Origin of the sequence: Helicobacter mehlei, assembly GCF_007280785.1 — a bacterium.
In the GTDB taxonomy this organism is placed as follows: Bacteria; Campylobacterota; Campylobacteria; order Campylobacterales; family Helicobacteraceae; genus Helicobacter; species Helicobacter mehlei.
This window is the reverse complement of record NZ_VKGC01000020.1, coordinates 1-23,953: the sequence shown is the minus strand read 5'-3', so window position 1 is coordinate 23,953 and position 23,953 is coordinate 1. Positions and strand designations below refer to the sequence as shown.

Genomic DNA, 23,953 nt, shown 5'->3' with positions numbered 1-23,953 from the left:
GAATTTGCGCTTAAGGGGAAAGAGGCGGTTAGCAAGCTTTTAAAAGAAAAACGCGGGCAAGTAGCCGGGGCGTTTTACCGCCCAGACTTGGGCGCAATCACTCTAGCATGGGGAGAAGCCGGCACAGGCAAAAGCGATGGTTGGGGTTTAAGCAAGATTGCCAAATACCATCCCGAAGTTTTAGACAAACTAGAGGAGCTGATCCAAACTTTACCCATTGTGAAGGAAACCCCTAACCGCTACCAATTAGAGAATGCAACCTACAAGGCGAGCATTAGAAAGGACTTTGAGAAAAAGCCGGGAAACTGGGTATTAACAGCGTTTGAGAAGAGGGAGAGTATCGCTAAGCGTAGTACAGACTTGCCTAGCACCCAAGAGGGGGCTAAAAAGACTCCTTTAGCCGATACCACAGATAACAATACCACAACCCCCCTTAAAGCCCAAGAGAACCTAAAAGTGCAAGAACTCTTACAAAAGGCTTATGGTGAATGGAAAGCGGGCAAACTCCCCCAAGAGGCAGGGTTTCAAGAAGCCATTCAAGAGCTTTTAGGCCAAGCAGTTTATAAGCCCCAGTTTAATAAAGATGCCAAGGCGTTTTTAAACATAGTTATGGGCATAGCGATTTAGAGTTTGTGTTAGACAAATACCGCGTAAATGCCTATGGCGATGGCATACAAGCAGAGATGCAGGGAATAGCGCACATTAAAGAGGCCATAGAAAACCCCAACTATGTCCGGCAAAACAAGGACGGGGATTTGATGTTCATTAAAGAAGTGAGCCCGAATCGATTCGTGGGCGTGCATTTGAATATGGGCTTAGGCAGGAATGGGGAGCACAATAAGGGGAGTTGGGGGATTCTATCTAGGGAGGGGTTTGAGTTTGAACTTGGGATAGATAAAAACGGCACAAAGACATTTAAACCCACAGACAAGGGCTATAGCCAAGAAGAGTTAGCGCAATTTAAAGAGGGAAGAAGGCTAGCGGATATAGAGCGCGTAAAAGAGCAAGAAAAAGAAAGGCAGAAAATGGCCGCTAAAGAGGCTAAAGCCAAACCCCCCCTTAAAAAGCCCAAGGACTACAAACAGCCCCAAAGTTTAGAGGGGCTAGAAGAGTTGCCTAAGATTGCGCCCAAAGACCCCATCAATCAAAGCTTTGGCAAGAATTACCCTAGATATGCCAACAAGGGGCAAGAGGGCTTATTGGCCTTGATGTATGAACGCAAAACGCTAGATGGGCAGATTGCAAACGCTTATAGACGCGCTGAAATTGGGGGCATTGATGTATATACCCAATATGGCGGGGAGAAATACATGGATGCGGGCAGAATCGCCCAAGAATCTAAAGGGCTAGAAACCTTTAAAACCCAGCCCCAAGAGTTTTTAACGCCCGTGGGTAGAGAAGCCCAAATACAAGCCCAAAAGGACTTTAAGAAGTGGCGTAACATGACACTACCAATATCAAAAAGTCAAGGGCATAAGTCACACATAAGAGAGAGCTTAAAGCAAAAGCTTTGTTGTTAGAGTTGCTTATTCAAGGCTTGAGTGAGCTTGTCTGGAAGATTTCTAGCTTGCTATGCCAGTTGCCAACAATGCCAAACCCCTTAAGCTAGCCACACTTAGCTCCCGTGTGCAAACCCATTAGCCCACCATCGTACATAATCCACTTGACACATTTAAATGATTTTGGCTAAGATCAAATAATAATACACCAAGTGCAAGTTTATGCCCCCTAAAATTTCGATCATTAGTGTGACCCTGAATGCTAAAGCTACAATTGCACATGCCATCCATTCAGTCCTAGAGCAAAGCCTACCTCCTTGGGAGCACATTGTAATCGATGGGGGGAGCACGGATGGGAGTCTAGAAATTCTACAAGGCTTTAAGCACATCAAGCTTGATAGCGGACCCGATCAAGGGCTCTACGATGCCCTGAATAAAGGCATTGCGCGCGCCAGCGGGGAGATCATTGGCATTTTGCATAGCGATGATGTGTTTGCTAATCCCCATGTGTTAAGCGTGGTGGCGCAAGCCTTTGAGGCTAATCCTAGCGCACAAGTGGTTTATGGGGATTTGGTCTATGTCAAAGATTCTAAGATTGTGCGCTATTACAAAAGCGGTCCTTTTGATCCCAAGCTCTTTTTTTATGGGCGTGTACCGGCTCACCCGACTTTATTTGTCAAAAAAGAGATTTACGATCACTTTGGGGGCTACAAGATTGATTATAAAATTGCTGGGGATTATGAATGGATTGTGCGGGTGATGTTACTAGGCAAGATCAAATGGGTCTATCTGCCCCAAGTGCTGGTGAAGATGGGGGTTGGGGGGATTAGCACACGGGGGCTTAAAAGTCTGTGGCGGGCTAATCAAGAAAATTTACGCGCTTGTCAAGAAAATGGGATTAAAGTTAGTTGGGCACACATGCTTTTAAGATACCCCTACAAAATTTGGGGATTACTGCGAGCCAAACTAGGGCTAAAGAGTACAAGCAAAAATACACATGGCAACTCGTGCTAAAATGCGTGTTTTGGCAGAAGATGGTAGGGGTTTAGCGTAAATTAAGCAACAAGTGGCACAGATTGTCTAGTTTAGCTAGCGTATCTTGAGGTTGGATATTTAAAGAGAGGCGTAAAAGGGGTTTGGGGGTTGTGGGGGGGCGGATAGCCGCGCATAGAAAACCATGTTCAAGCAATTTAGCCTGCGCTTGGAGGAGTTGGGGGCTACTTTTAAAGGGCAGGGTTAAAATATTACTCGGAGTGGTGCCTAAAATACGCACACAAGCGCGCATTTGGACTAGGATTTTTTGGTAAGCACTCAAAGAGGCATAGAGGTGTTGGATATTAGCCAAAGCCAGTGCGCTATCTAGCAGAGATAAACTTGTGGTGTAGATAATGCTCTTAGCACGGTTGCATAAAAAATCTATAATTTCCACACTGCCCGCAATAAAAGCCCCATAACTCCCATAAGCCTTAGAAAAAGTGCCCAGTAAGATCGTTTGGGAGGTGGGCTTGAGCTGGTGATGATCCAAATAGCCTAAGAGGTGATCGCCTACAACGCCTAGGCTATGGGCTTCATCTAAAATCAAGTAGGCATTATACTTAGTGGCTAGGGTGTAGATTTCTTTAGGAGCAATTTGCCCATCCATCGAATATACGCCCTCAATAGCGATCAGCACGCGCCCTTTAGGGCGGTGTATTTTTAATTTTTGTTCCAAATTTTGAGGATCGTTGTGGGCAAAAAAAAGCGTGTTGGGGAGTTTTTTGGCCACAAATTGCCCGCTGGCATGGTAGTGGGCATCCATGAGTAACAAATCATTTTTACGCACCAATGCGTCCAAGAGGGCGACATTCCCCAAAAAGCCACTCCCCACAACAATACATGCAGGGTAATCTAAAAGTTGGCATAGTTCTTGCTCTAATCGTTGGTGCAAAGGATGGTAACCATTGATGAGCATGGAGGCTTTGGGGGCGTGGCAGGGCTGGTTTTTCACCAGCTCAAAGGCTTGTTCTAAAAGCTCCTTTTGGTTGCCCAGCCCCAAATAATCATTAGAGGCAAAGTCAATTAAATTTTTCGGATAGAGGCAACGCCTGCGGCGCAGACAAGCCCGCTCAAGTGCCCCTAGCGCATGCAGATAATCCAAATCTAAGCTGATTTGCTGTTATTGTCTAAAATGCTCGCTATTTGTTTTTGTAGTTCTGCTTGCTTTTCTTGGAACATTTTATCAATGGTGTCACGCACACCCTTAGAGTTTTGTTCGACCAGTTGGACAGCTTTTTCAATCGCCTCTGAGGTAACCTTGGAGCGATCTTTTAGTGTATCCACTAGCGTATTGGCTTCATCGTGCAGGGCATTATGGTAAGACTCTAGGGCACGATAGCTAGGCACATTGCTAAAGTGTGTCTTCCCATCCCCCTCATAATACCATTTGCCTAAGCGACAACCATGCCCATCGACCCTTTTAAAGTTATTGGGGATGTTGAACACCACGCCATAGAGATTGCCCTTATACACCACATGGTCGGTTTTAGCCAAACCGCAAAAAACCAAATTATTGAGGTTATCAATGGAGATTTTAGCAGCATTTGCCACATCCAAACCGATTCCTACCTTGAGCTTAATCACATCAATATCGCCCTTGATTTCCTCCACAATTGAATTGGTATCATGGGTATTGCTTTGGATGTCGCTAGCCTCTTGTTGCATGGATTTGACCACCACCGCGATTTCTTTGGTCGCCTTTTGGGTTTTTTCGGCCAATTTGCGCACCTCATCGGCAACCACCGCAAAGCCCCGCCCATGCTCGCCCGCTCTGGCGGCCTCAATGGCGGCATTGAGGGCTAATAAGTTGGTTTGTTCGGCAATGTCATCAATCAAAGAGATCACTTGGGTGATCTCGCTACTGCGTTGATTCAAAGAATCGGCTAGAGTGGTGGCATTTTGCATTTTGTCATACAAACTATTAATACTACTACTGGTGGTCGCAACTTTATCCAAGGCTTCTGAAGAACTTTGACTCCCGCTAGTAGCCGCATGTAAGAGCTCATCGGTTCCTTTAAACACATCTTGCATCGTCGCTTGCAATCCCTCTAACCCCTCGCGCATGCTGGTGTAATATAGCCTAAAGGTGTGGCTATCCCCACAGGCAACTATCAAATCAGAGGTTTCCATCACCGAGTGGTAAAGCGTGTCATCAATGCGCTGACTCTTGGTGGTGTAGAGGCGGTTATTCAAGCTAAAATCCACATTCGGGCTACTCAAATCGCTAGCCTTATCATCAATGCCTTCTAAATTAACCACATCCCCATTTTTAAAAATGATCTTGTGATCCTTGACTCCAATAAAGCCCATATGCCCACATAAATCCACCAGTTGCCTGTAAAAATCAAGCTTTTTTTGGAGGGATTTGATTTCTGCATCTTTTTGATCTAACTGCTTGGAGAGACCCTTGTTAAAAAACATACAAGCCCTTTAAATAAGTTTTAGCCTTTGAATTATACACCATGCCAACCTTAATGCTCCCTTGTTAATCGGTCAATAGTTTAAAATAAAATGTTATGATAGAAGTGCTCTTTAGAACCAACGCCGGAAGCGGACTTTAGGCGCATGATGGTTATTTGATAAGCAGGAGGTTTTATGCATCGCTTAGAAACTTTAGAGTCTATTTTAGAGCGCCTGAGAGTTTCCATTAGAAAAAATGGCTTGAAAAACTCCAAACAACGTGAGGAAGTGGTGAGCGTACTTTATAAGAGCGGGACTCACTTAAGTCCAGAGGAGATCACCCAAAGTATCCGTTTGCGCGACAAAAATACCAGTATTTCATCGGTTTATCGCATTTTGAATTTTTTAGAAAAAGAACGTTTTATTTACACGCTAGAAACCAATAAAAACGGGAGGCGCTATGAGATCGCTGCTAAAGAGCACCACGACCATATTATTTGTCTGCATTGTGGGGATATTATCGAGTTTGTCGATCCCGAAATTGAAGAACGCCAAATCCAAGTGGCTAAGAAATTTGATGCCAAATTAGTTAGCCACGACATGCGCTTGTTTGTCGTTTGCGCCAAATGTTTGCTTGCCAATAAGGATTAATCCAATACATCGTCCCAACTTAGAGGGTGTCCGTATTCTAAATCTTTGGAGACTTTTCTGCCCAGCACAAGCGATAAATTTTTAGGGGCAAGCCCGGCACTGGGACGCAAGGCTTGTAGGTGTTGTTTTGTCAAAATTTCCCCTTTTTTAAGTGCTTTCACCACAAAGAGGCTACGGACAAATTGCCGCCCTTGCACGGGGGGTGGGGGGTTGGGTTGCCCTAGGGCCTTAGCGGTGTCTTGCACCGCTTGAATCATCTCTTGGAACTCTTTGGTGTCCAAACTAAAGGCGCGATCGGGTGTGTCTAGACTTTTATCTAAGATAAAATGTTTTTCAATCATGGAGGCTTTGAGGGTCGTGGCGATGATCGCACTCAAATATCCCAAAGTGTGATCGCTCAAACCATAGGCGGTGTTGTAGGTCTGCCCCAACATGGGCATGGCCAATAAGTTTGCCTCTTGCAGGGGGGCGGGGTAGGCGCTGGTGCATTTTAAAAGCGTGATTTGGGAGTTGCCCGCTTTGTAGCAAACCTCTAGAGCATCTAAGATTTCGCCATGCGTGGCAATGCCCGTTGAGAGAATAAGGGGTTTTTGGGTGCTGGCTACTTGGTGCAATAATTCTAAGTGGGTGATCTCAAAGCTGGCGATTTTATACATGGGGCAGTTGAGTTTTTCTAAGAGTTCTAGCCCCTTGAGGCTAAAAACTGCGCTAAACAAGAGTAGGTCTAAGCCCCGTGCTAACTCAAAAAGAGGGGCGTGCCACTCTAAGGGCATAGCCGCCTTTGTGTAGAGATCATAGAGGCTTTGTTGATCCCAAAGCGTGCCTTGGATGGTGAAGGGGGGTTTGGAGCAATTTAAAGTCATGCAATCGGGGGTGTAGGTTTGTAACTTGGCCGCGCCTGCGCCAATACCCTTTAGGGTGATCAAAGATTTTTGGGCGATCTCTAGGGAGTTGGCATGGTTAGCACTCAATTCGGCAACAATTAAGGGGATCATCAAGAGCCTTTATGGGGGGGTGTGAGGGGGGAGAGCTTGCTAAAGAGCCACACATCGTGGTAATTATCCTGCCTGTAGATAAAGTCCCTTAAAAATCCTGCCCTTTGGTAGGCGTGGTTTTGGTAAAAGACAATGGCGCGGGTGTTGGTGGCGATCACTTCCAAATGCAAAGAATGCAGACCCATTTTAAAAAAGGCGATGAACTCAAGGGCATCTAAAATCCGCCCACCTACGTGCTCCAAATCGGGGTTTTTATAAATGCCTAAAAAGGCGTGTTGGTGGGTGGGGTGGATGCGTGTGAGCGAACCCACACCTAAAAGCTTGTCAGCTTGTTTGAAAAGATAGTAGGCACTATTGTGGTTGTGGCGGAGTTGTTCAATAAAATGCAAATGCGACTCCAAGCTGATATGTTCGTTATACATCCATGCGGTGGTGGCTGGGTGGTTGCGGAAAGCGAGGATTTGTAGCCGTTCGGCATCGCTGGTGTGGATAAAATGGCAAGCATGAATGGGGGTTTGTGCCCCTTGTTTAAAGGTGGTGGGGGGGATTTCAAAGCTTTGCCAAACCAAAGAGGGGCACTCAAATAGAGACATGGAAAATCTCTTTGAGAGTATCTAGAAGTTTTGTGCCAACTTTAAGCCTCTCTTGGGCATGCCACATACACATGCGCGCCTCAAGGCTCAAATTTTGCAAGTCTATTAACAAATGATCCCAAGAGCTAGCCCAACACACGCCCTGCCCGCTTAAAGCCTGCCATTGGGGGAGCTGATTGGAGGCTAGGGGGATGCTCAAAATGGGTGTGTGCGCCAAGATCGCTTCATAGAGCATGCCCCCAGCTCCCAGTAACGCCACATCGCTTTGGTGCATGCAGGTGGCAATTTCTGCAAGGGATAGACCCACATGGTAGGTGCGTTTGGAGTTTGGGGGGTGGTTGGCTTGCAGAATCGGGGCTAAGTTTGGAGGGGCGATCACCTGCACGCTTAGGGGGGGTTGCTCTAGGATTTTGAGGGCTTGTGTGTAAAAGGGCAGGGCGTGTTGGCTACCCCCAAATGATAAAAATAGGTTGGAGATGGAGGATTTAAGGTTTTTTGGGGTGTTAAATGCAGGCTCGTAGGGCATAAATTCTATGCCTAAAAAATGCTTGGGGGTGGGGTTTGTATAGAGGGTGTGGGCTAAAAAAGAAGGGTTGAGCACATAAAAATCTTTGGGGTAGGTGTGGGGTGCATCTTCGATCACCAAAACTTGTGAGGCGTTGAGGTGTTCATAAAAGCTAGGGGGGGCTAGGTAGCTATCAATAATAACACAATCACCAACGTTAAGCGGGCTGGTTTTTAGCCAATTAAGGGGCTCATCGGCTAGAGGGTGGGGGGCAAAGAGGTAGGTTTTTAAATCTAGGGAAGCTAGCAGATTTTGGAGTTTTTGGCAACGGCGCAAATGCCCTAGCCCACTTGTTAAAGAGGCATCACAGAGGATTTTAATCATGGTTTAAAAGCTGGTATTTGAGTTTGGCTAGCTCTAAATCCTCTAGCGTGTCAATATCTTGGGTGTGCGAGGCGGGCAAGATAATGGGTATCGAGTGGGGGTCTAAGAGGGGTTCTAGGTTAGCAAAATACCTAGCAAGTCCCAAATAAAATAACCCGGCATCATGGTAAAGCGGGGGGAGATCTTGGGAGCGTTTGGGGATATTGTGGGCAAAAAGGGGGGTGGGGGTATTATGCTCCAAACTAAAGGCGCGGTAAGGGGAGGCACTATAAGCACTACAGGCAAAGGCGTATTTTTTGTGGGGGTTTTGTTTGAGGGCTAAAAAGGCGCGCTCAAGGGATTCTTTTTGCAATAATACACTCGTGCCATAAAGCCCACATACAAGGCTTTCCAAGGGGAGATTGAGGGTCTGGATGGCATGGGCTAGCACCTCTAGGGTGGGCGTGTTGTCATCAGCTAGGTGGGTAGGGCGTAAAAAAGGGGTGAGCGCGCCGTGATCTTGGGCGATTTGGGCGATCTTGGGATCATCGGTGCTAACAATCACTTGTTCAAAAAGCCCCAAGTTGCGCGCCTGTTCAATGACATAGACTAATAAGGGCTTGCCTAAAAAGGGGGTGATATTTTTAAAGGGAATGCGTTTGCTCCCTGCACGGGCTAAGATAATGGCAATAGACATCAAAAGGGGAACTGGGATTCTAAGACTTGACCGCCCATTTTCTTTTTATTGCTCGCGCTCAAAGGTCCAATATTGGTGTAGGCGATCTTGGCATCGGCGATGTATTTGGATTGCACGCTATTATCGCGGTTAATGTCAAAGGGGCGCACCACGCCACTAATTTTAATCACTTGTTTTTCACCATCAACCAAAATCTCCCGACTCCCGTAGATAAAATAATTCCCGTTTTCAAGCACCTTGACAATCCTAGCGGTGATGGTGAGTTTGAGATTCTCGCTTTTTTTCTGCGCGCCCCCGCCCTTAAAGGTGTTGTTGGTGGCAGGCTGGGTTAGGCTATAATTGTTTCTGTTGTCTAAAAACTGGGCTTGTTCTCTTTTGTTGGGATCGGTGCCATTGTAGGTGAGGCGTGGGGCGTTGGAAACCCCATTAGAAGTGCTGGTATAATCCTTAGAAGTGCTGTAATTGGCACTGGCATTTTCAGAGATCACCACGGTGATGAGGTCATTAGGTTTCATCGCCCGTCTGTCAGCAAATAACGGGCGTTCGCCCTGCCCAAATAGACTCCCGGGTTTAGAAATCTCGGGGATAAATTCTTTGGAGGGCATTTGTTCGACATAATCGGGGGGATCAAAATTGATTCCGGGCTCGACACTCAAGCAAACAGAAAAAAGAGCGACCAACAAAAACGGAACAGATGGGCGCACGCCAAACATCACAACTCCTTAAAAAGTAGCCTACTAGATTCAGTCTGAATTATACTATAATAGCGGTTTTAAGTTCAAGTTTTATAGGAAGTCAAAATGCAACAAAAAAAAGCCCTAATTTGGGCATTGGGGGTTGTTTTGGGTATGGGGGTTTTACAAGCGCGTGCAAATAATCAGTTTAGAACCCACTCTACTTGGAAAGATGGTTTATTTGTGGGGACAAGTTACCAAACGGGCACCATCACCATCTTAACCAAAAATGCCACGGTTAATAGTACTTTTGCACCCGGGCGCAACGACATGAATGTCGGGGCGAATGGTCTGGGGTTTAATGTGGGCTATACGGGCTATTTTAGAAAAGATCAAATGTTTGGGGCGCGCTACTATGCCTTTATTGATTGGCAGGGTTTTGGGGCGCGCTATGTAAAAAGCCCCTATGGTGGGGGGATGTACTATGGGGGTAATAACATGCTCACCTATGGCGCAGCAGCGGACTTTTTTTATAATTTCTTCCAAGGGGCGTTTTACCGCAACGATATTTCCCTAGATTTGGGGGTCTATGTGGGCGTGGCGATTGCGGGTAACTCGTGGTTTTTAGGGGATGCCGGACAAAGAGCTCTAGGTTTGCCCTCTAATGCTAAACCCAGCGTGAGCACCTTCCAATTTTTGTTTAATTTTGGTTTGCGGGCATTGTTTGTGGGCACGCATGGGGTTGATATTGGGTTTAAATTCCCCACCATCAATGATAAATATTACACCGATAGCTACTTTAGCGCGCAATTTAGGCGTACCTTTGCCTTTTACATCGGCTATAACTACCATTTTCAATAGGGCTTGCACGCGCTCCACATTTTTTTGTAATAGCTTTGGGCTTTTTGGATAATGGAAGGGTCTTCATCTTTAAACAAAAGTTCGTAGCTATTCTCAAAAGCGTTTTTGCTCCAATTAGCCGAACCCAAGAAGATGGTTTTATTATCAATGATGGCTAATTTTTGGTGCATAATCCCGTGATAAGAGCCGGCATGCTTACCATACTTGGGGGCTTCTTTACCTTGCAATAAGCATGTTTTGATCCCGTTATACTTGGATAGATAGCCGATGGTGGAATGTTTCTTACCCCCCGCATTAGAACCATAATCATAAATAATTTGGATTTTCACCCCCCGACTAGCGGCATCTTTTAGGGCTTTGGCAATGTCCTTATGGGTAAAGCTGTAAATGGCGATATTGATGTCACTTTTGGCAGCATTGATGCTTGAGATTAACGACTTTAGGGCTTCATTTTGTTCATAGGGCAACATGTACAACGTGGATTGGGCAGATAAAAAGCTCAATGCCCCAGCCAAAAAAAACAAACGCAAACAACCTTTCATGAAAAACTCCTAGAATTTAAGTTAAACCAAAACAAGGCAGATTTATATTATAATCTCAGATTTAGCTAACCTAGCTTAAGGAGAGGCGTTGAGAATCTTGTTGGTTAATCAAAATAAGATGGTGGATAAGCTTTTTGAAAACATCGCTAAAAAGCTTGGTTTGGAGTTGGTTATCCAAGAACATGTTGGTGAAATCCTACCCAAGCTTCAAGAGGATGCGGATTGTTTTTTCTTTGCAGATGACACGGCGGTGGGTCAAGAGGAATATGAGCAACTCAAACCCCATTTAGAAGGGCTGAAGCTCAGTGGGTTTTTGCACCGAAAAGATGTCCCCACCTTCGGTGCTTTCACCCATTACATCACTAAGCCCTTTTTGCCCACAGATGTGCTCCACACTCTAGAGGCAGAACTAGGAACACCCCCTAGCACCCCCCCCACCCAGCAACCCAGCACTGCAGAGGACGCAACATCCTTTGACATGGATTTGGCATTTAAGGACATCGATTCGAGTTTAAAGCAACTAGAAGACTTGTTAGACACGGACAAAACCCCAGAAGCCCCTACAGATCAACAAACTCCCCCGCCCCAAGAAGCCCCAAGCACAGAACAGCCACAGCCTGAACCCACTCTCCAAGCCACATCTGAGCCTGAGTCAGAACCGGGTATGGCATTCTCCATTGAGGATTTGTTACCCGTAGAGAGCGATCACGATGAGGTGGCCATGGAAGATTCTGAGCCAACTTCTCCTCCAGCAGAACCCTCCGATTCTACTGTCACGCATGCCAATGCCATGCACGCGGATATGTTGCAAGATTTAGTCCAAGAAGACTCCCCCAAAGCCCAAGATTTAATGGACAGCACTGAGGAGAATTTGGGTGATCTGATGCACGCTGTAGTTGATGGGAGCGAGCAAAACAATGCCCCATCTAAGCCCACAGAACCTGCACAGAGTACGCCCCCCCTAGAGGGAGAACCGCCCACATCTCCACTAGAACCACAAGGAGTAGAACCTACTCTTGTTGCAGAATCAGAGGTGGCACTAGAGGAATCTGAAGTTGGAGCACAAACCCACATAGAAACTGCCACTACAGAGTTACCTGCCCCAACTGCAGAGCTTGAAGAGAATGATCCTAACGCGCAAGAGGTACCTACAGATTTGCAAGAACTAACCCAAACCCATTTGGCCGAATCGGTACACGCAGATGCATTATCTGAAGAAGATGCGGTGGAGCAACCAGCCCCCGTCTCTGAAGATGTGGGGGGAGTCAAGCCAACAGAATCCTTAGAATTGGAATCTGAGATGCCATCAGAATTATCGGGGAGTTTAGAATCTGTAGAGTCAGATGAGGAGCATAGCCTCAAGGAAACGGAGGGAACACCCACCCCGCCCACGCCTGTAGAACCCCAAGGAGACTTGGAGGTTTTGGAGTCTGGTGCAGAGTCAGCAGAACCAGCCCTCCCCCAAGAGACAGAGGAGCTCACACACACCGAGCCTAACACAAAGGCACAAGAGCCCAATCAAGCCGATCCAACTGCTCACGGCGATTTTATGCCCACAGACTCACAAGAGTCCACTGCAGAGACATTGTCTGGAATGGGCACGCCTGAAACAGAGGAGCTAGCCCCTTCCCAAGAAATGGAGGGAGACTCCCTAGAAACTCCTAACTTAGAGGATTCTATGGAGGCCATGAATGCAGAACCAGCCCTCCCCACAGAGTCCTTGGAATTAGAAGCAGACATGTTGCTAGAACCTGAAGTGTTGCAGGACACACCAGAAAGCGTGGTGGCTAGTATAGAGCCTATGGAAAACACAAGCACTTTGGCAGAGCAAGAACCCCTTACACCCACGCCCCTAGAATCCCAAGAATTGCCAACGCAGTTAGAATCCAGTGCAGAGTTAGCAGAATCCGCACTTTTAGGGACTGAGGGGTTAGAGCCTGTATTAGAAACTGGAGAGTTAGAGACTGAGGGGGCAGAAGCTAGGGCCGTAGAATCAGAAGTGGCACCAGAACAAGAAGTGTCAGAGCCAGGATTAGAAACAGAGGAGCAACACCCACAATTGGAGAGTGTAGGGGAGCTAGCCCCTTCCCAAGAAATGGAGGGAGACTCCCTAGAAACTCCTAACTTAGAGGATTCTATGGAGGCCATGAATGCAGAACCAGCCCTCCCCACAGAGTCCTTGGAATTAGAAGCAGACATGTTGCTAGAACCTGAAGTGTTGCAGGACACACCAGAAAGCGTGGTGGCTAGTATAGAGCCTATGGAAAACACAAGCACTTTGGCAGAGCAAGAACCCCTTACACCCACGCCCCTAGAATCCCAAGAATTGCCAACGCAGTTAGAATCCAGTGCAGAGTTAGCAGAATCCGCACTTTTAGGGACTGAGGGGTTAGAGCCTGTATTAGAAACTGGAGAGTTAGAGACTGAGGGGGCAGAAGCTAGGGCCGTAGAATCAGAAGTGGCACCAGAACAAGAAGTGTCAGAGCCAGGATTAGAAACAGAGGAGCAACACCTAAACCTAGAGGATGCAGAAGAGCTAGCACAGCAAGATATGCCCGATAGCGTGCCTGCGCCAACGCACCCCAAAACCCCAGAACCCCAAACGATCGAACACATTGAGGATATCCCAACCGCTGTGATGACTAGTGTGATGGATGGTTCTTATGAGGAATCTCTTAAAGCTCAAGAGGGGGCTAAAGAGCCTTTCCCACAACAACCAGAACAACAACCCACACCCCAAGCCCTGCTCACACAAGAAGCACCCACACAACCAAGCGTACCAGCCACCATTACCCTAAATACGCTAGATTTGCAAACTCTTTTAAAAGATTTGCCCATTGATCCCAAGATTTTAGAAAATAAGGTCTTACGTATCCAGTTGGTTGATAAAGAATGAGCGATCACGCTTACCAAATTTTGGTTTTAGCCGGACCCAGTGGTGCGGGCAAAAGTACGCTCATTAAACACCTGCTCCAAAGCCTCCCAGATGTCTATTTTTCCATCTCCACCACCACCCGCACCAAAAGGGAGGGCGAGATAGAGGGGCAACATTATTATTTTGTGAGTCAAGAGGCGTTTTTAGCGGGCATTGAAAACCAACAATTCTTAGAGTGGGCATGCGTGCATGGGGACTATTATGGCACTTCATTAAAGCCCATTCAAGAGGCCTTACAAGCCAAACAATTAGTTTTATTTGATATTGATGTGCAAGGGCACCGCAGTGTTAGGGAGGTCTATCCTAAAGCCACTTCGATTTTTATCACCACCAAAAACGCCCAAGTGCTCCAAGATCGTTTGGAAAAACGCCAAACCGATAGCCTCGCAGTCATTGCTAGGCGCATGGCAACGGCTTTTAAAGAACTGCAAGATGTGGATTTATTTGACTATGTGTTGATCAATGACAATCTAGAAGATGCTAAGGAGATGGTGTTGAGCGTGGCTAAAACCTTGCGCTACAAACAGCAGATGTTCCCTAAAGATGCGCTTTATCAGGCATGGAGTGGAAACTAGGGTTTTCAAAGTAAGAATGTAGTAGAATAAAGCCCATTTAAAAAGTAAAGGATATCCATGGGTGGTTTTACCAGCATTTGGCATTGGGTCATTGTTTTATTTGTGATTTTACTTCTATTTGGTGCGAAAAAAATTCCCGAGTTAGCAAAGGGTCTGGGTAGCGGGATTAAGAATTTCAAAAAAGCCATTAAAGAGGACGAAGAAGAGGGCAAAGCGAAATCTGAAGAGGTTAAAGTGGTGGATAGCCCCTCACCGGCGCAACCCACAACAGCCACACCTAGCCAGCCCCAACACGCAACTTCCAGCGACGCCCCCAAACAACATCTATGATGCACCAAGCCATCAAAACCCTTTTAGAACGGGTTTTGGGGGTGGAGATCATCTTAGAGCACCCCAAAGATAGAGATTTAGGGCATTATGCGAGTGTAGTGGCGTTTTCTTTAGCCAAGAGTTATCAAAAAGCCCCCAAACTCATTGCCCTAGAGTTAGCAGAGCGGCTACAACAAAATGCGGAGTGCCAAAAGGTCTTTGCGCGCATAGAAGCCTTGAATGGCTACATTAATTTCACCCTCCAAGAGAGTTTTTTAGATGCGCTTTGCAATGAGGCTTTGGCTTTGGGGCAGGATTTTGGTAAAGAACAAGCCAAGCAGGAGAGCATTTATCTAGAATTTGTGAGTGCTAACCCCACTGGTCCCTTGCATATTGGGCATGCGCGCGGGGCGATCTTTGGGGATAGCCTATGCCGTTTGGGGCGTTTTTTGGGTTTTAAAATGCACCCTGAATATTATGTCAATGATTTGGGCGTTCAGATCAAAACACTCGGTCTTTCGGTGTTTTTAAAAATCCAAGAACTAGGAGGGCTTGGAGTGGTGTATCCAGAGGGGTGTTATCAAGGAGGATACATTGTTGAGCTAGCCAATATGGCTTTAGAACATTTTGGCAAGGCTAGACTCTACGATCAGAGTCAAAAAGAAGCATGCATAGCAGAGTTAGGGGAATTTGCCAAAAATTGCATGCTTGTTGAGATTCAAGAGAGCCTAGAGGAGCTAGGCGTGTGCATGGATGCCTATGTGAGTGAAAAGGCGATGTTTGAACACCAAGAGAGGGTGTTTAGATGCTTGCAAGAGGCTAATGGGATTTATGAGAGCGAGGGGAAAATGTGGCTTAAATCCAGTGCCTTTGGGGATGAAAAGGATCGGGTGGTCAGAAAGGCTGATGGGAGCTTTACCTACATCGCTGGGGACATCACCTACCATGACTATAAATTTGCGCAAAACTACGATCGCTACATCAATATTTTTGGAGCCGATCACCATGGCTATGTGGCGCGCATTAAAGCCGCCCTGCAATTCTTGGGCTATGATTCGCATAAATTAGAAGTCTTATTGGTGCAAATGGTTGCGTTGTTGCAAGAGGGCAAACCTTATAAAATGAGCAAGCGCGCAGGTAATTTTGTCTTGCTCAAGGATGTTTTACAGGACATTGGCAAAGATGCCCTGCGTTTCGTGTTTTTGAGCAAAAAGCTAGACACGCATTTAGAATTTGATGTTGCTAGCCTCCAAAAGCAGGATAGTAGCAACCCCATTTTTTATATCCACTACGCCAATGCACGCATCCACACGCTACTCAACAAGTTTTTGGAAAAACCTACAGCCAGTTTGGCAACCATTAATGCTAATTCTCTAGAGAATCTCCCCAGCGCACCCGCCCATTTACTCTTTAATGCGCTCAATTTGCCCAAAGTCTTGCAAAGTGCCTTTGAGGATCGCGAGTTGCAAAAAATCTGTGATTACTTGCAAAATTTAGCCGCTAATTTTCATAGCTTTTACAACGCACACCGTATCTTAGACACGCCTCAAGAACTCAAATACTTAAAACTCTGCCGGATGGTGAGCTTGAGTTTGACAATCGGATTAAAAATCTTGGGAATAGAGGCTAAAACGAAAATGTAAAGCAACGGGCGGAGATAAGGAGGGGGAGGTTACCCCGCCCGCGCCGACCAGAAAAACTGGTCGGGTGCATTATACCTAAAAAACCCGTGTTTTTCTCTTAAATTTTCCAGACCTTTAAAAACTATGTTATAATAATTTAAGTTTAAGTCAAAAAGGATGAAGATGCGTATTTTGTTAGTCGAAAACAATGCCAACCTCAGCAAGGACATTAGTGCCTACTTGAATGAACGCAGTTTTCAAGTGGATGTGGCAGAGAACCTAGAGGATGGGGAATATTATATTAGTATCCGCAACTATGATCTGATCTTGATTAGCTTGGAGCTTAGTGATGGCAATGGCCTGAGCCTAATCCCCTATGCCAAGACTAAACATCCCTCCATTGTGAGCATCATGTTGGCTAACAAAGCCAGCAGTGAGCAGGAAATCAAGGCATTTAAGGAGGGGGTTGATGACTTCATCGCTAAACCCTTTGATTTGGGCGTTTTGGTCGCCCGCATTGAGGCACGGCTCAGGTTTTGGGGATCGAGTATCATCGAGATCGAAGACTTGGTCATTAACCCCGATGAAGAAAAGATCATCTACAAGGGCAAGGAGATTGAGGTTAAGGGCAAGCCCTTTGAGGTGCTCACCCATCTAGCCCGCCATCGCGATCAAATCGTGTCCAAAGAGCAACTCTTAGATGCTATTTGGGAAGAGCCCGAGCTGGTAACCCCCAATGTAATTGAGGTGGCGATCAACCAAATCCGCCAAAAAATGGACAAGCCCTTAGGCATCTCTACGGTGGAAACTGTGCGCCGTAGAGGCTACCGCTTCTGCTACCCCAAAAGCGGTGCAGAGAACTAAAAAGAGATCACCCCAGCAGAGCTCAAGAGATCGGGTAAAATCTCTAGGGCATTGCTCACCTTACCCACTAAGACCTTGTCTAGCACTTTGAAATGTTCTAAGCAGGCTTGGCAGGAGAGGACTTCTACACCTAGATTTTCTAACTCTTGAAGAGCGCGAATCGTCTCTGCATTGTCGATTAAAGAATTTTGGGTGCTTAAGAGCACGCCACGATTTAGAAAAATGATTTTGGAGGGCAACAGATCGGCAGGTATTTTTAAAAGCGTGCCAATAAAGCCAGCCTCCACCTTTTGACCTAGCTCCCCCTCTCCAATCTTATCAGAGGTGAAAAGTAAAATTTTGCGTGTCATCTTAATCCTTTAACATCAAATGGAGCAATCTTAAAAAAACTTGCCGTAATTTTTCCAAATCGCTCAAAGATACCCGTTCATCTAGCGCATGGATGCGATCGTTTAACAAACCAAATTCCACCACCTCCACCCCAAAGGCATGCAAAAAGCGTGCATCACTGGTGCCCCCCTTGGTGTTAAACTCTGGGGTGATTTGGAGTGTATCCAAGATCGCACGCTTGGTTTGCATGGCTAATGGGGAGTCTTGGGAGGATAAGAAGGGTTTGGAATTTGTGGTGAGTTCAATATCGCAAGGCACTTTGGCTAAGATCGTGTCTAAAAACTTTTGGATGTGTTCTGCAGATGTGAGAGGCGAATTGCGGACATTAAAATAAATCTCTAAAATTTGGGGCGTTACATTGCTGGCTTGTGAAACACTTTTGAGAGTGGTGATAACCAGCTTGGAGGGGGCAAAAAAATCATCTCCCTTGTCTAAAAGAGCTCCTGAAATGTGCATGAGCTTATCAGCGATGAGATCGATGGGATTTAAACAAGTTTTAGGATAAGCCACATGCCCGCAGATACCATGCACGACAATTTGCCCACTAATGGAACCCCTCCTGCCTAATTTGACACTGTCACCCAAAGTTTTTGCACTGGTGGGCTCGGCCACTAGGGCAAAATGGGGCAACAGATTTTGCTCTTGGAGCACCTCTAGCATGTATTGGGTGCCATAGAGTGCCTGACCCTCTTCATCGCTAGTGAGCAAGATAGAAAGGATAGCATCGGGGCTATTTTCTTGTCTGCAGAAATCATGCACGGCACACAAGAGTGCTGCCACGCCCCCTTTCATGTCCTGTGCACCCCGCCCGTATAAAAATCCATCTTTAATCACACCCCCAAAGGGATCAACACTCCAGCTCTCTCCAGCAGGCACGACATCAATATGCCCGGCAAAGCAAAAATGTAGAGGGTTGTCAGAAGCCCCCAATCGTTTGTATAAAAATAAATTTTTTACTCCCTCCTTGTCAGCGCGCACCACCTCAAATCCCGGAAACAAGGATTGGATCAAATCAAAAATGCCCTCCTCTTTGGGTGTGATGGTCTTAAAAGTGATGAGCTCTCTGGCTAGCCAAACCACGCTTAAAGGATTCACAAAAGAGCCTTGGTGTGGTTTTTATGGTGCAAATGGATATAGAGGTGAAGCACTTCTAGATTCGAGGGGGTGATCCCGCTGATTTGGGAAGCCCCAAATAAATCTACGGGACGGAACTTGTTAAGCTTTTCTCTGGCCTCCAAACTCAGGCCAGGCAGGTCAAAATCAAATCCATCGGGGATTTTAGTTTGCAACATCGCCTCCATGTGCGCAATGGATGCGCTCTGTTTTTCAATATAGCTATGGTATTTGCATGCAATCCTGACTTGTTCTAAGACCTCTAAATCCAAACCTTGCAAGCAGGGCAATAATTTGGGCATGTCCTCAAGAGTTAAGCTTTCACGCCCGGCTAAAAAAACACCATTGCATTTATCATTAATGGGGGCTTGATCTAAATCCTGCAAGATTTGCAAAGTCTGCTTGGTGGGGGTAAAAGACATCTTTTGTAGTTGCTCTAGGGCGTGCTCAATTTGGCTTTGCTGGGCGCGCAATTGGGAGTAATCACCAATCAAGCCTAGCATGTGGGCATAAGCACCCAATCTAAAGCGTGCATTGTCCTCTCTAAGCAATAGGCGGTACTCGGCGCGTGAGGTGAATATGCGGTAGGGTTCTTGTGTACCCTTTGTAACCAGATCATCAACCATCACCCCAATATAAGCTTCATTGCGCTTTAAAATCAAGTTTGTATGTGGGTATGCCAAGTTTTGGCGCACATGCTCTAAGGACAAACACGCATTGATCCCCGCCATCAACCCTTGCGCAGCCGCCTCCTCATAGCCAGTGGTGCCATTGATTTGCCCAGCCAAGTAAAGGTTGGGGATTTTTTTAGTCTCTAAAGTGTGTTTGAGCTCTGTAGGTTGGACAAAATCGTATTCAATGGCATAGCCATAGCGCGTGATCTGGGCGTGTTCTAAGCCCTTGATGGAGTGGATCACTTGCTCTTGGATTTCAAAGGGTAAAGAGGTGCTCAGACCATTGACATAGTATTCACTCGCGCTCATGGTTTGGGGCTCTAAAAAGAGTTGGTGGCGTTCTTTATCTTTAAAGCGGAACACCTTATCTTCAATGCTGGGGCAATAGCGTGGTCCCACGCTCTCAATTTGCCCGCTAAACATCGGGGCTAAATGGAAGTTCTCTTGGATGAGGGCATGGGTTTTAGCATTGGTGTAGGTGATAAAACAGGGGAGCTGTGTGGGGTTAAAATCTTGCGTGCTGCGGCTAAATTTGGGTGGGGGGGAGTCGCCACTATGCCTCTCCAAATCGCTAAAATCAATGCTAGAACCTGCTAATCTAGGACAAGTGCCCGTTTTGAGCCGCCCCATCTCCAACCCCAAAGAAGCCAAGTTTAAAGAGAGTTGCACCGATGCGCTCTCCCCAAAACGCCCATTTTGGCTTTGGTGCTTGCCAATATGCACCAAGCCTTGTAAAAAAGTGCCTGTGGTCAAGATCACCCTTTGGGCGCGGTATTCCTTGCCCAACGCGCTTTTAACCCCCACCACCACACCATTTTCCACCAAAAGCCCCTCTACCATCTCTTGGGACACGCTCAAATTAGGGGTGCTTAACACCAAGTTACGAGCATGGATGCGGTAAGCGTCCATGTCAATTTGTGCCCGCGTCCCGCGCACAGCTGGGCCCTTAGAGGCATTCAAAGTACGCAGTTGCAACGCGCTTTTATCGGCCAATATGCCCATCACCCCGCCCAGCGCATCGACCTCTTTGACCAAATGCCCCTTGCCTAGCCCCCCAATAGCTGGGTTACAGCTGGCTAACCCGATATTTTCAATGAGCAGGGTTAATAAATGCACCTTGGCACCCATTTTAGCCGCCACAACAGAGGCTTCAATACCCGCATGCCCACCGCCTACAACAACAATATCAAACATGGCTGATCTTGGGGGGGCTAAAGGCACTAATCTTGGGTAAAGGACCTTTATATTTTTCGATATTGACTAGGGCTGTATGGGCAATATTGGCATTAGAGAGTTTGGAGGCACTCATATCCAAAGTGAGGACATTAGCACACCCGCTTTTACAAAGCCCCTTAGCATCAGGATCATACCATGAGCCTTCGCACAAACGCACCACACCCGGGCGGATATGCGCACTTACATGTGCCCCTGCTAGCACCTCCCCACGCTTGTTAAATACCCGCACCACATCACCATGCTGGATGCCTAATTTTTGAGCATCATGGGTATTGATCAAAAGGGGTTCGCGATCGTGAATGGCGTAGGTGTGCCGTAGGCTGGTTTGGCATAGTTGTGAGTGGAGGCGGTATTTTGGATGGCTGGTGATGAGGTGGAAGGGTGCTTGCTTGGTGGCATTGCCCAACCACTCGATGGGCTCAAACCATGTGGGGTGGGGCTTGCAATCCTCATAATTGTATTTGGCAATGCTTTGGGAATAAATCTCAATCAAGCCCGAATCGGTGCCCAAAGCGTTTAAAATTGGGTCTTCAATGAAGTCGGCATGGCGCACCCATTCCATGCTCTCCGCGTTGGCCTCAAATACAATGGGTTTATTCTTGGCCCAAAATTCCTCAAAACTGGGCATGGGTGTGGCAAAAGCCACTCCAAAGCTTTTGGTTTGTTTGCGAGCATTGTCGTAAAACTGCTTGATCCAATCCTTTGCGTGCTTGCCATGGTCGCTATAGATGTCATAGAGAGCGGGATCGTAGATTTTACACAGATCGCAAAAGATTTGGTAGTCGTCCTTACTCTCCCCAACAGGCAAGATGGCTTGTTTCATCGGCACAATGTGCATGTTGGAGTAATCCCCGGTCATGCTGATGTCGTCCCGTTCGTAGGAAGTGGTCGCTGGCATGACAATATCTGCCATCTTAGCCGTGGGAGTCCAATAGATTTCATGGACAACAACGGTGCGTGGTTTGCGCCACGCTTGCACATTTTTATTGGTATCTTGTTGGTGCACCAGAGGGTTACCCCCTACCCAGTAAAGAAAATCAATATCGGGGTAGGTGATCTTGCGCCCATTGTGATCGATGCTTTGACCCGGATTTAAAAGAGCGTCTGCGATTCGAGCAACGGGTAAGGATAGACCTGCATTTTGGCGCAACCACTCTTCAGTATTGTGATCGCTATGATCTTTAGCCAAACCTTGAAACTTACCATTTTTCCAAAGACCCAGTGATCCCACATCTAGCCCAGAGATCACCCCGCCCTTACAAGTGGGTACACCCCCATTGCTATAATGATAGCTCAAACCAAAGCCCCCGCCCTTGCTCCCAATTTGGCCTAACATCGCACAGAGGGTAACAAGCATCCAATGGGGTTGTTCGCCATGGTGGGCGCGTTGCATCGCCCACCCACTCATGATCATGGTGGGCTGATCATAAAAGGACTCGGCCAATTTTTCAATGGTGCTTGATTCGATTCCACAAACTTGGCTAGCCCATGCCACATCTTTTTTAACCCCATCTTCTTTGCCTTGCAAATAGGTTAAAAACCGATCAAAACCAGTGGTGTAAGTTTCTAAAAATTTGTAATCAACCTTTTTGCACGCCACCAAGTGGCTGGCCATGCCTAACATCAAAGCCACATCGCTATTAGGGCGTGGGGCAACCCATTGGGCGTTTAAAAATTTAGCTGTGTCTGTATAGACCGGATCGATACAAACCACCTTGATCTTGCTTGCCTTGAGCTTTTCAAAGTAGGCAATCCCTCTTTGATCGGTAGCGGTGTAGGCAATACGCAAAGTAGCAAGCGGATCGGCCCCCCAAATCACCACACATTTAGAGTGTTGTAAAATATTCTCCCATGAGGTCTGTTGTTCATAGACCTCAATAGAACCCATCACATAGGGCATGATCACCTGAGAAGCCCCTGTAGAGTAGTCCCCCAGTCCGCCCACAAACCCCCCTGTGAGGTTTAAAAAGCGTTGTAATGCGGTGCGCGCATTTTGCATATTCCCAGTGGATTTCCAACCATAGCTCCCCCCGTAAATGGCATTAGCTCCCTTGATCTCTCTTGTTTTTTTAAGTTCTCTAGCAATGAGTTTTAGAGCCTCTTCATAGCGCACCCGCACAAAAGGGTCTTTGCCCCTTAGCTCTGGTTTGGGGTGATCGGGGTTTTCTAGGTAGGATTTGCGCACATAGGGGTATTTTACCCGTGAGTGGTAAGCTAAATCGGGGGTGTAGTGTTGCAAGGGGTTATCCATTTGGGTAACCTTTTCTAAAGGTTCGCTTTTAATAATGCGCCCCTCTTTGATCGTGAGCTCTAGCATGCCCCAATGCGCGGCACTCACGACCTTGCCATTCCTCACTGGCCCAGATTTGATAAAAGTTTGGGGTTTTTGACCCAAAACAAGAGAGGGGGCAAAGGGCAACACGCCCAAGCACCCCCCTAATTTCAAAAATTTGCGGCGATCTAACATACTAACCTTTCAAGGATTTTTGCTATCTTTGGCATTTTTTTGCAAATACTCAATCACCAACCAATGATCTTTTTTGTCTATACCCGTTCGGCTGGCCATTGACTTAAAGATAGAAGGCCATGCATTGGCGTTAAACTCATGGGTGGCATGTAGGGCGTGGCAAGTCCCGCAATTATTGGTGAATAACTCCTTGGCATGGCTGAAGAGTTGGGCATCACTGGATACAAAGTCCTTTTTGTCTGCCCACACCTCTAAGCGCACCTTATCCCATTTGCCTACCTTAGAAGTTTCTTTGCTCTTAAATTCCAAAGGCGTGTTTTTGGCAAAAGCAGCAACCAAAATCCTTTGGTGATCGTTAAAGTAAAGAGCAAAAGGGGCTTTGGGATTGACATACCCCTCCAGACTGATTAACACCCTCTTAGGGGTGCTCTGCAAAACCTCAAATCCATTTGTGGGTAAAAGTTTGCCCACCACCTTAGAATCCTCTGGGTGCAAGTAGAGGGCTACAACCTCTGGAGAATAAACCATGCTCTTGGCAAACAAAAACTCCATGCCTATCAAAAAAGAAATCAAAAAACTTCTCATCCAAAACTTCCCAAGGTATTGAATCCTAATCCGCACTTATTGTATTGTGAAAAAACTAAACGAATACTTAATGCATACTTAAAATAACCCCCACAATCCCCAATTCTCCATTTAGACAGCCACTAGTGGTTGGACTTGAAAAAATTAAGCCACTCAACAAGGGCAAATCCCCAAAGGCATAGTTAATCAACACAAGGCACAATCTCCCCACACAAAAACCAACATTAAAAAATGAGCATACAGACAAATTTCTTGTACCTTCTATGGCATTTTTTATGGACCATTGTATCACCTTACATAAGAGGCATTATAGACTTTTAAAAAACACTTAAAGCCCTACACCTTGCAAAAACACATCACTAAACTAA

23 protein-coding genes are annotated in these 23,953 nt (G+C 46.5%); 10 read left to right on the top strand and 13 right to left on the bottom strand.

Features of this window, described 5'->3' with window-relative positions; translation table 11 throughout:
- From FNE76_RS08290 to FNE76_RS06705, 3 genes are all read left to right on the top strand, one after another.
- Positions 1-627, top strand: a 627-nt coding sequence (locus FNE76_RS08290; RefSeq protein WP_456237337.1) for a putative barnase/colicin E5 family endoribonuclease, incomplete at its 5' end; no start/stop codon positions are given.
- A gap of 5 nt (positions 628-632) precedes the next feature.
- Entirely contained in the window at positions 633-1,520 is an 888-nt protein-coding gene (locus tag FNE76_RS06710) for a hypothetical protein (RefSeq protein WP_120948730.1), read from the top strand.
- A 201-nt stretch (positions 1,521-1,721) separates the two neighbouring features.
- Complete coding sequence (locus FNE76_RS06705; RefSeq protein WP_120948731.1) at positions 1,722-2,513, top strand: glycosyltransferase family 2 protein; 792 nt, start codon at positions 1,722-1,724, stop codon at positions 2,511-2,513.
- Between the two features lie 31 nt (positions 2,514-2,544).
- Here the strand turns inward: FNE76_RS06705 and FNE76_RS06700 are convergent, their stop codons facing one another.
- Both FNE76_RS06700 and FNE76_RS06695 read right to left on the bottom strand, forming a co-directional pair.
- Positions 2,545-3,627 carry an aminotransferase class I/II-fold pyridoxal phosphate-dependent enzyme gene (locus tag FNE76_RS06700; protein WP_407925317.1) on the bottom strand — a complete coding sequence of 361 codons (1,083 nt, stop codon included), beginning with the start codon at positions 3,625-3,627 and terminating at the stop codon, positions 2,545-2,547.
- An 11-nt stretch (positions 3,628-3,638) separates the two neighbouring features.
- Positions 3,639-4,955, bottom strand: a complete 1,317-nt coding sequence (locus tag FNE76_RS06695) for a methyl-accepting chemotaxis protein (protein ID WP_120948733.1) — start codon at positions 4,953-4,955, stop codon at positions 3,639-3,641.
- A gap of 174 nt (positions 4,956-5,129) precedes the next feature.
- Between FNE76_RS06695 and fur the strand changes: the two genes are divergently transcribed.
- Positions 5,130-5,585 carry a ferric iron uptake transcriptional regulator gene (fur, locus tag FNE76_RS06690; RefSeq protein ID WP_120948734.1) on the top strand — a complete coding sequence of 152 codons (456 nt, stop codon included), beginning with the start codon at positions 5,130-5,132 and terminating at the stop codon, positions 5,583-5,585.
- On the opposite strand, the gene pseI is transcribed toward fur, so the two are convergent.
- The 5 genes from pseI to flgH are packed head-to-tail and all read right to left on the bottom strand — an operon-like array spanning position 5,582 to position 9,451.
- Positions 5,582-6,580, bottom strand: coding sequence for a pseudaminic acid synthase (gene pseI / locus FNE76_RS06685; RefSeq protein WP_120948735.1), 999 nt, complete (start codon positions 6,578-6,580; stop codon positions 5,582-5,584). The two genes, fur and pseI, sit on opposite strands and share 4 nt — an antisense overlap.
- Complete coding sequence (gene pseH, locus FNE76_RS06680; protein WP_120948736.1) at positions 6,580-7,173, bottom strand: UDP-4-amino-4,6-dideoxy-N-acetyl-beta-L-altrosamine N-acetyltransferase; 594 nt, start codon at positions 7,171-7,173, stop codon at positions 6,580-6,582. Before pseH ends, pseI begins: the two co-directional genes overlap by 1 nt.
- A complete protein-coding gene (locus FNE76_RS06675; RefSeq protein WP_120948737.1) occupies positions 7,160-8,062 on the bottom strand; it encodes a hypothetical protein in 903 nt (300 codons plus the stop codon). The genes pseH and FNE76_RS06675 overlap by 14 nt, the downstream gene beginning before the upstream one ends.
- Positions 8,055-8,738 (bottom strand): pseudaminic acid cytidylyltransferase, encoded by a 684-nt coding sequence (gene pseF / locus FNE76_RS06670; protein WP_120948738.1) that lies wholly within the window; start codon positions 8,736-8,738, stop codon positions 8,055-8,057. Before pseF ends, FNE76_RS06675 begins: the two co-directional genes overlap by 8 nt.
- The gene (flgH, locus tag FNE76_RS06665) at positions 8,738-9,451 is read right to left on the bottom strand and encodes a flagellar basal body L-ring protein FlgH (protein ID WP_120948739.1); all 714 of its coding nucleotides are present in this window, start codon (positions 9,449-9,451) and stop codon (positions 8,738-8,740) included. Before flgH ends, pseF begins: the two co-directional genes overlap by 1 nt.
- An 87-nt stretch (positions 9,452-9,538) precedes the next feature.
- Here flgH and FNE76_RS06660 point away from each other — a divergent pair, with 87 nt between their 5' ends.
- Positions 9,539-10,273: an outer membrane protein gene (locus tag FNE76_RS06660; protein WP_120948740.1), complete on the top strand. Its 735-nt coding sequence runs from the start codon at positions 9,539-9,541 to the stop codon at positions 10,271-10,273.
- Here the strand turns inward: FNE76_RS06660 and FNE76_RS06655 are convergent.
- On the bottom strand, positions 10,267-10,815 hold the full coding sequence (locus FNE76_RS06655; protein WP_120948741.1) for a phospholipase D-like domain-containing protein: 549 nt from the start codon (positions 10,813-10,815) through the stop codon (positions 10,267-10,269). The genes FNE76_RS06660 and FNE76_RS06655 overlap by 7 nt on opposite strands.
- An 88-nt stretch (positions 10,816-10,903) precedes the next feature.
- On the opposite strand from FNE76_RS06655, the gene FNE76_RS06650 reads away from it, so the two are divergent.
- The 5 genes from FNE76_RS06650 to hsrA all read left to right on the top strand — a co-directional run bounded on the left by FNE76_RS06650 (position 10,904) and on the right by hsrA (position 17,120).
- A complete protein-coding gene (locus tag FNE76_RS06650) occupies positions 10,904-13,711 on the top strand; it encodes a prolipoprotein diacylglyceryl transferase (protein WP_143928445.1) in 2,808 nt (935 codons plus the stop codon).
- The gene (gmk, locus tag FNE76_RS06645) at positions 13,708-14,325 is read left to right on the top strand and encodes a guanylate kinase (protein ID WP_120948784.1); all 618 of its coding nucleotides are present in this window, start codon (positions 13,708-13,710) and stop codon (positions 14,323-14,325) included. The genes FNE76_RS06650 and gmk overlap by 4 nt, the downstream gene beginning before the upstream one ends.
- A 57-nt stretch (positions 14,326-14,382) precedes the next feature.
- A complete protein-coding gene (gene tatA / locus FNE76_RS06640) occupies positions 14,383-14,655 on the top strand; it encodes a twin-arginine translocase TatA/TatE family subunit (RefSeq protein WP_120955953.1) in 273 nt (90 codons plus the stop codon).
- A complete protein-coding gene (argS, locus tag FNE76_RS06635; protein WP_162983118.1) occupies positions 14,655-16,277 on the top strand; it encodes an arginine--tRNA ligase in 1,623 nt (540 codons plus the stop codon). The genes tatA and argS overlap by 1 nt, the downstream gene beginning before the upstream one ends.
- Before the next feature lie 162 nt (positions 16,278-16,439).
- Complete coding sequence (gene hsrA / locus FNE76_RS06630) at positions 16,440-17,120, top strand: homeostatic response regulator transcription factor HsrA (RefSeq protein WP_120948782.1); 681 nt, start codon at positions 16,440-16,442, stop codon at positions 17,118-17,120.
- Here the strand turns inward: hsrA and FNE76_RS06625 are convergent.
- From FNE76_RS06625 to FNE76_RS06605, 5 genes are read right to left on the bottom strand one after another with little or no spacing between them, the layout of a single operon-like run.
- On the bottom strand, positions 17,117-17,470 hold the full coding sequence (locus FNE76_RS06625) for a DsrE family protein (RefSeq protein WP_120948781.1): 354 nt from the start codon (positions 17,468-17,470) through the stop codon (positions 17,117-17,119). The genes hsrA and FNE76_RS06625 overlap by 4 nt on opposite strands.
- A 1-nt stretch (position 17,471) precedes the next feature.
- A complete protein-coding gene (gene dapE, locus FNE76_RS06620) occupies positions 17,472-18,605 on the bottom strand; it encodes a succinyl-diaminopimelate desuccinylase (protein WP_120948780.1) in 1,134 nt (377 codons plus the stop codon).
- Positions 18,602-20,491, bottom strand: coding sequence for a tRNA uridine-5-carboxymethylaminomethyl(34) synthesis enzyme MnmG (gene mnmG, locus FNE76_RS06615; RefSeq protein ID WP_120948779.1), 1,890 nt, complete (start codon positions 20,489-20,491; stop codon positions 18,602-18,604). The genes dapE and mnmG overlap by 4 nt, the downstream gene beginning before the upstream one ends.
- Positions 20,484-23,000, bottom strand: a complete 2,517-nt coding sequence (locus FNE76_RS06610; protein WP_143928444.1) for a molybdopterin guanine dinucleotide-containing S/N-oxide reductase — start codon at positions 22,998-23,000, stop codon at positions 20,484-20,486. Before FNE76_RS06610 ends, mnmG begins: the two co-directional genes overlap by 8 nt.
- A 9-nt stretch (positions 23,001-23,009) precedes the next feature.
- On the bottom strand, positions 23,010-23,585 hold the full coding sequence (locus tag FNE76_RS06605) for a cytochrome c3 family protein (protein ID WP_120948777.1): 576 nt from the start codon (positions 23,583-23,585) through the stop codon (positions 23,010-23,012).
- Positions 23,586-23,953: the final 368 nt, after the last annotated feature.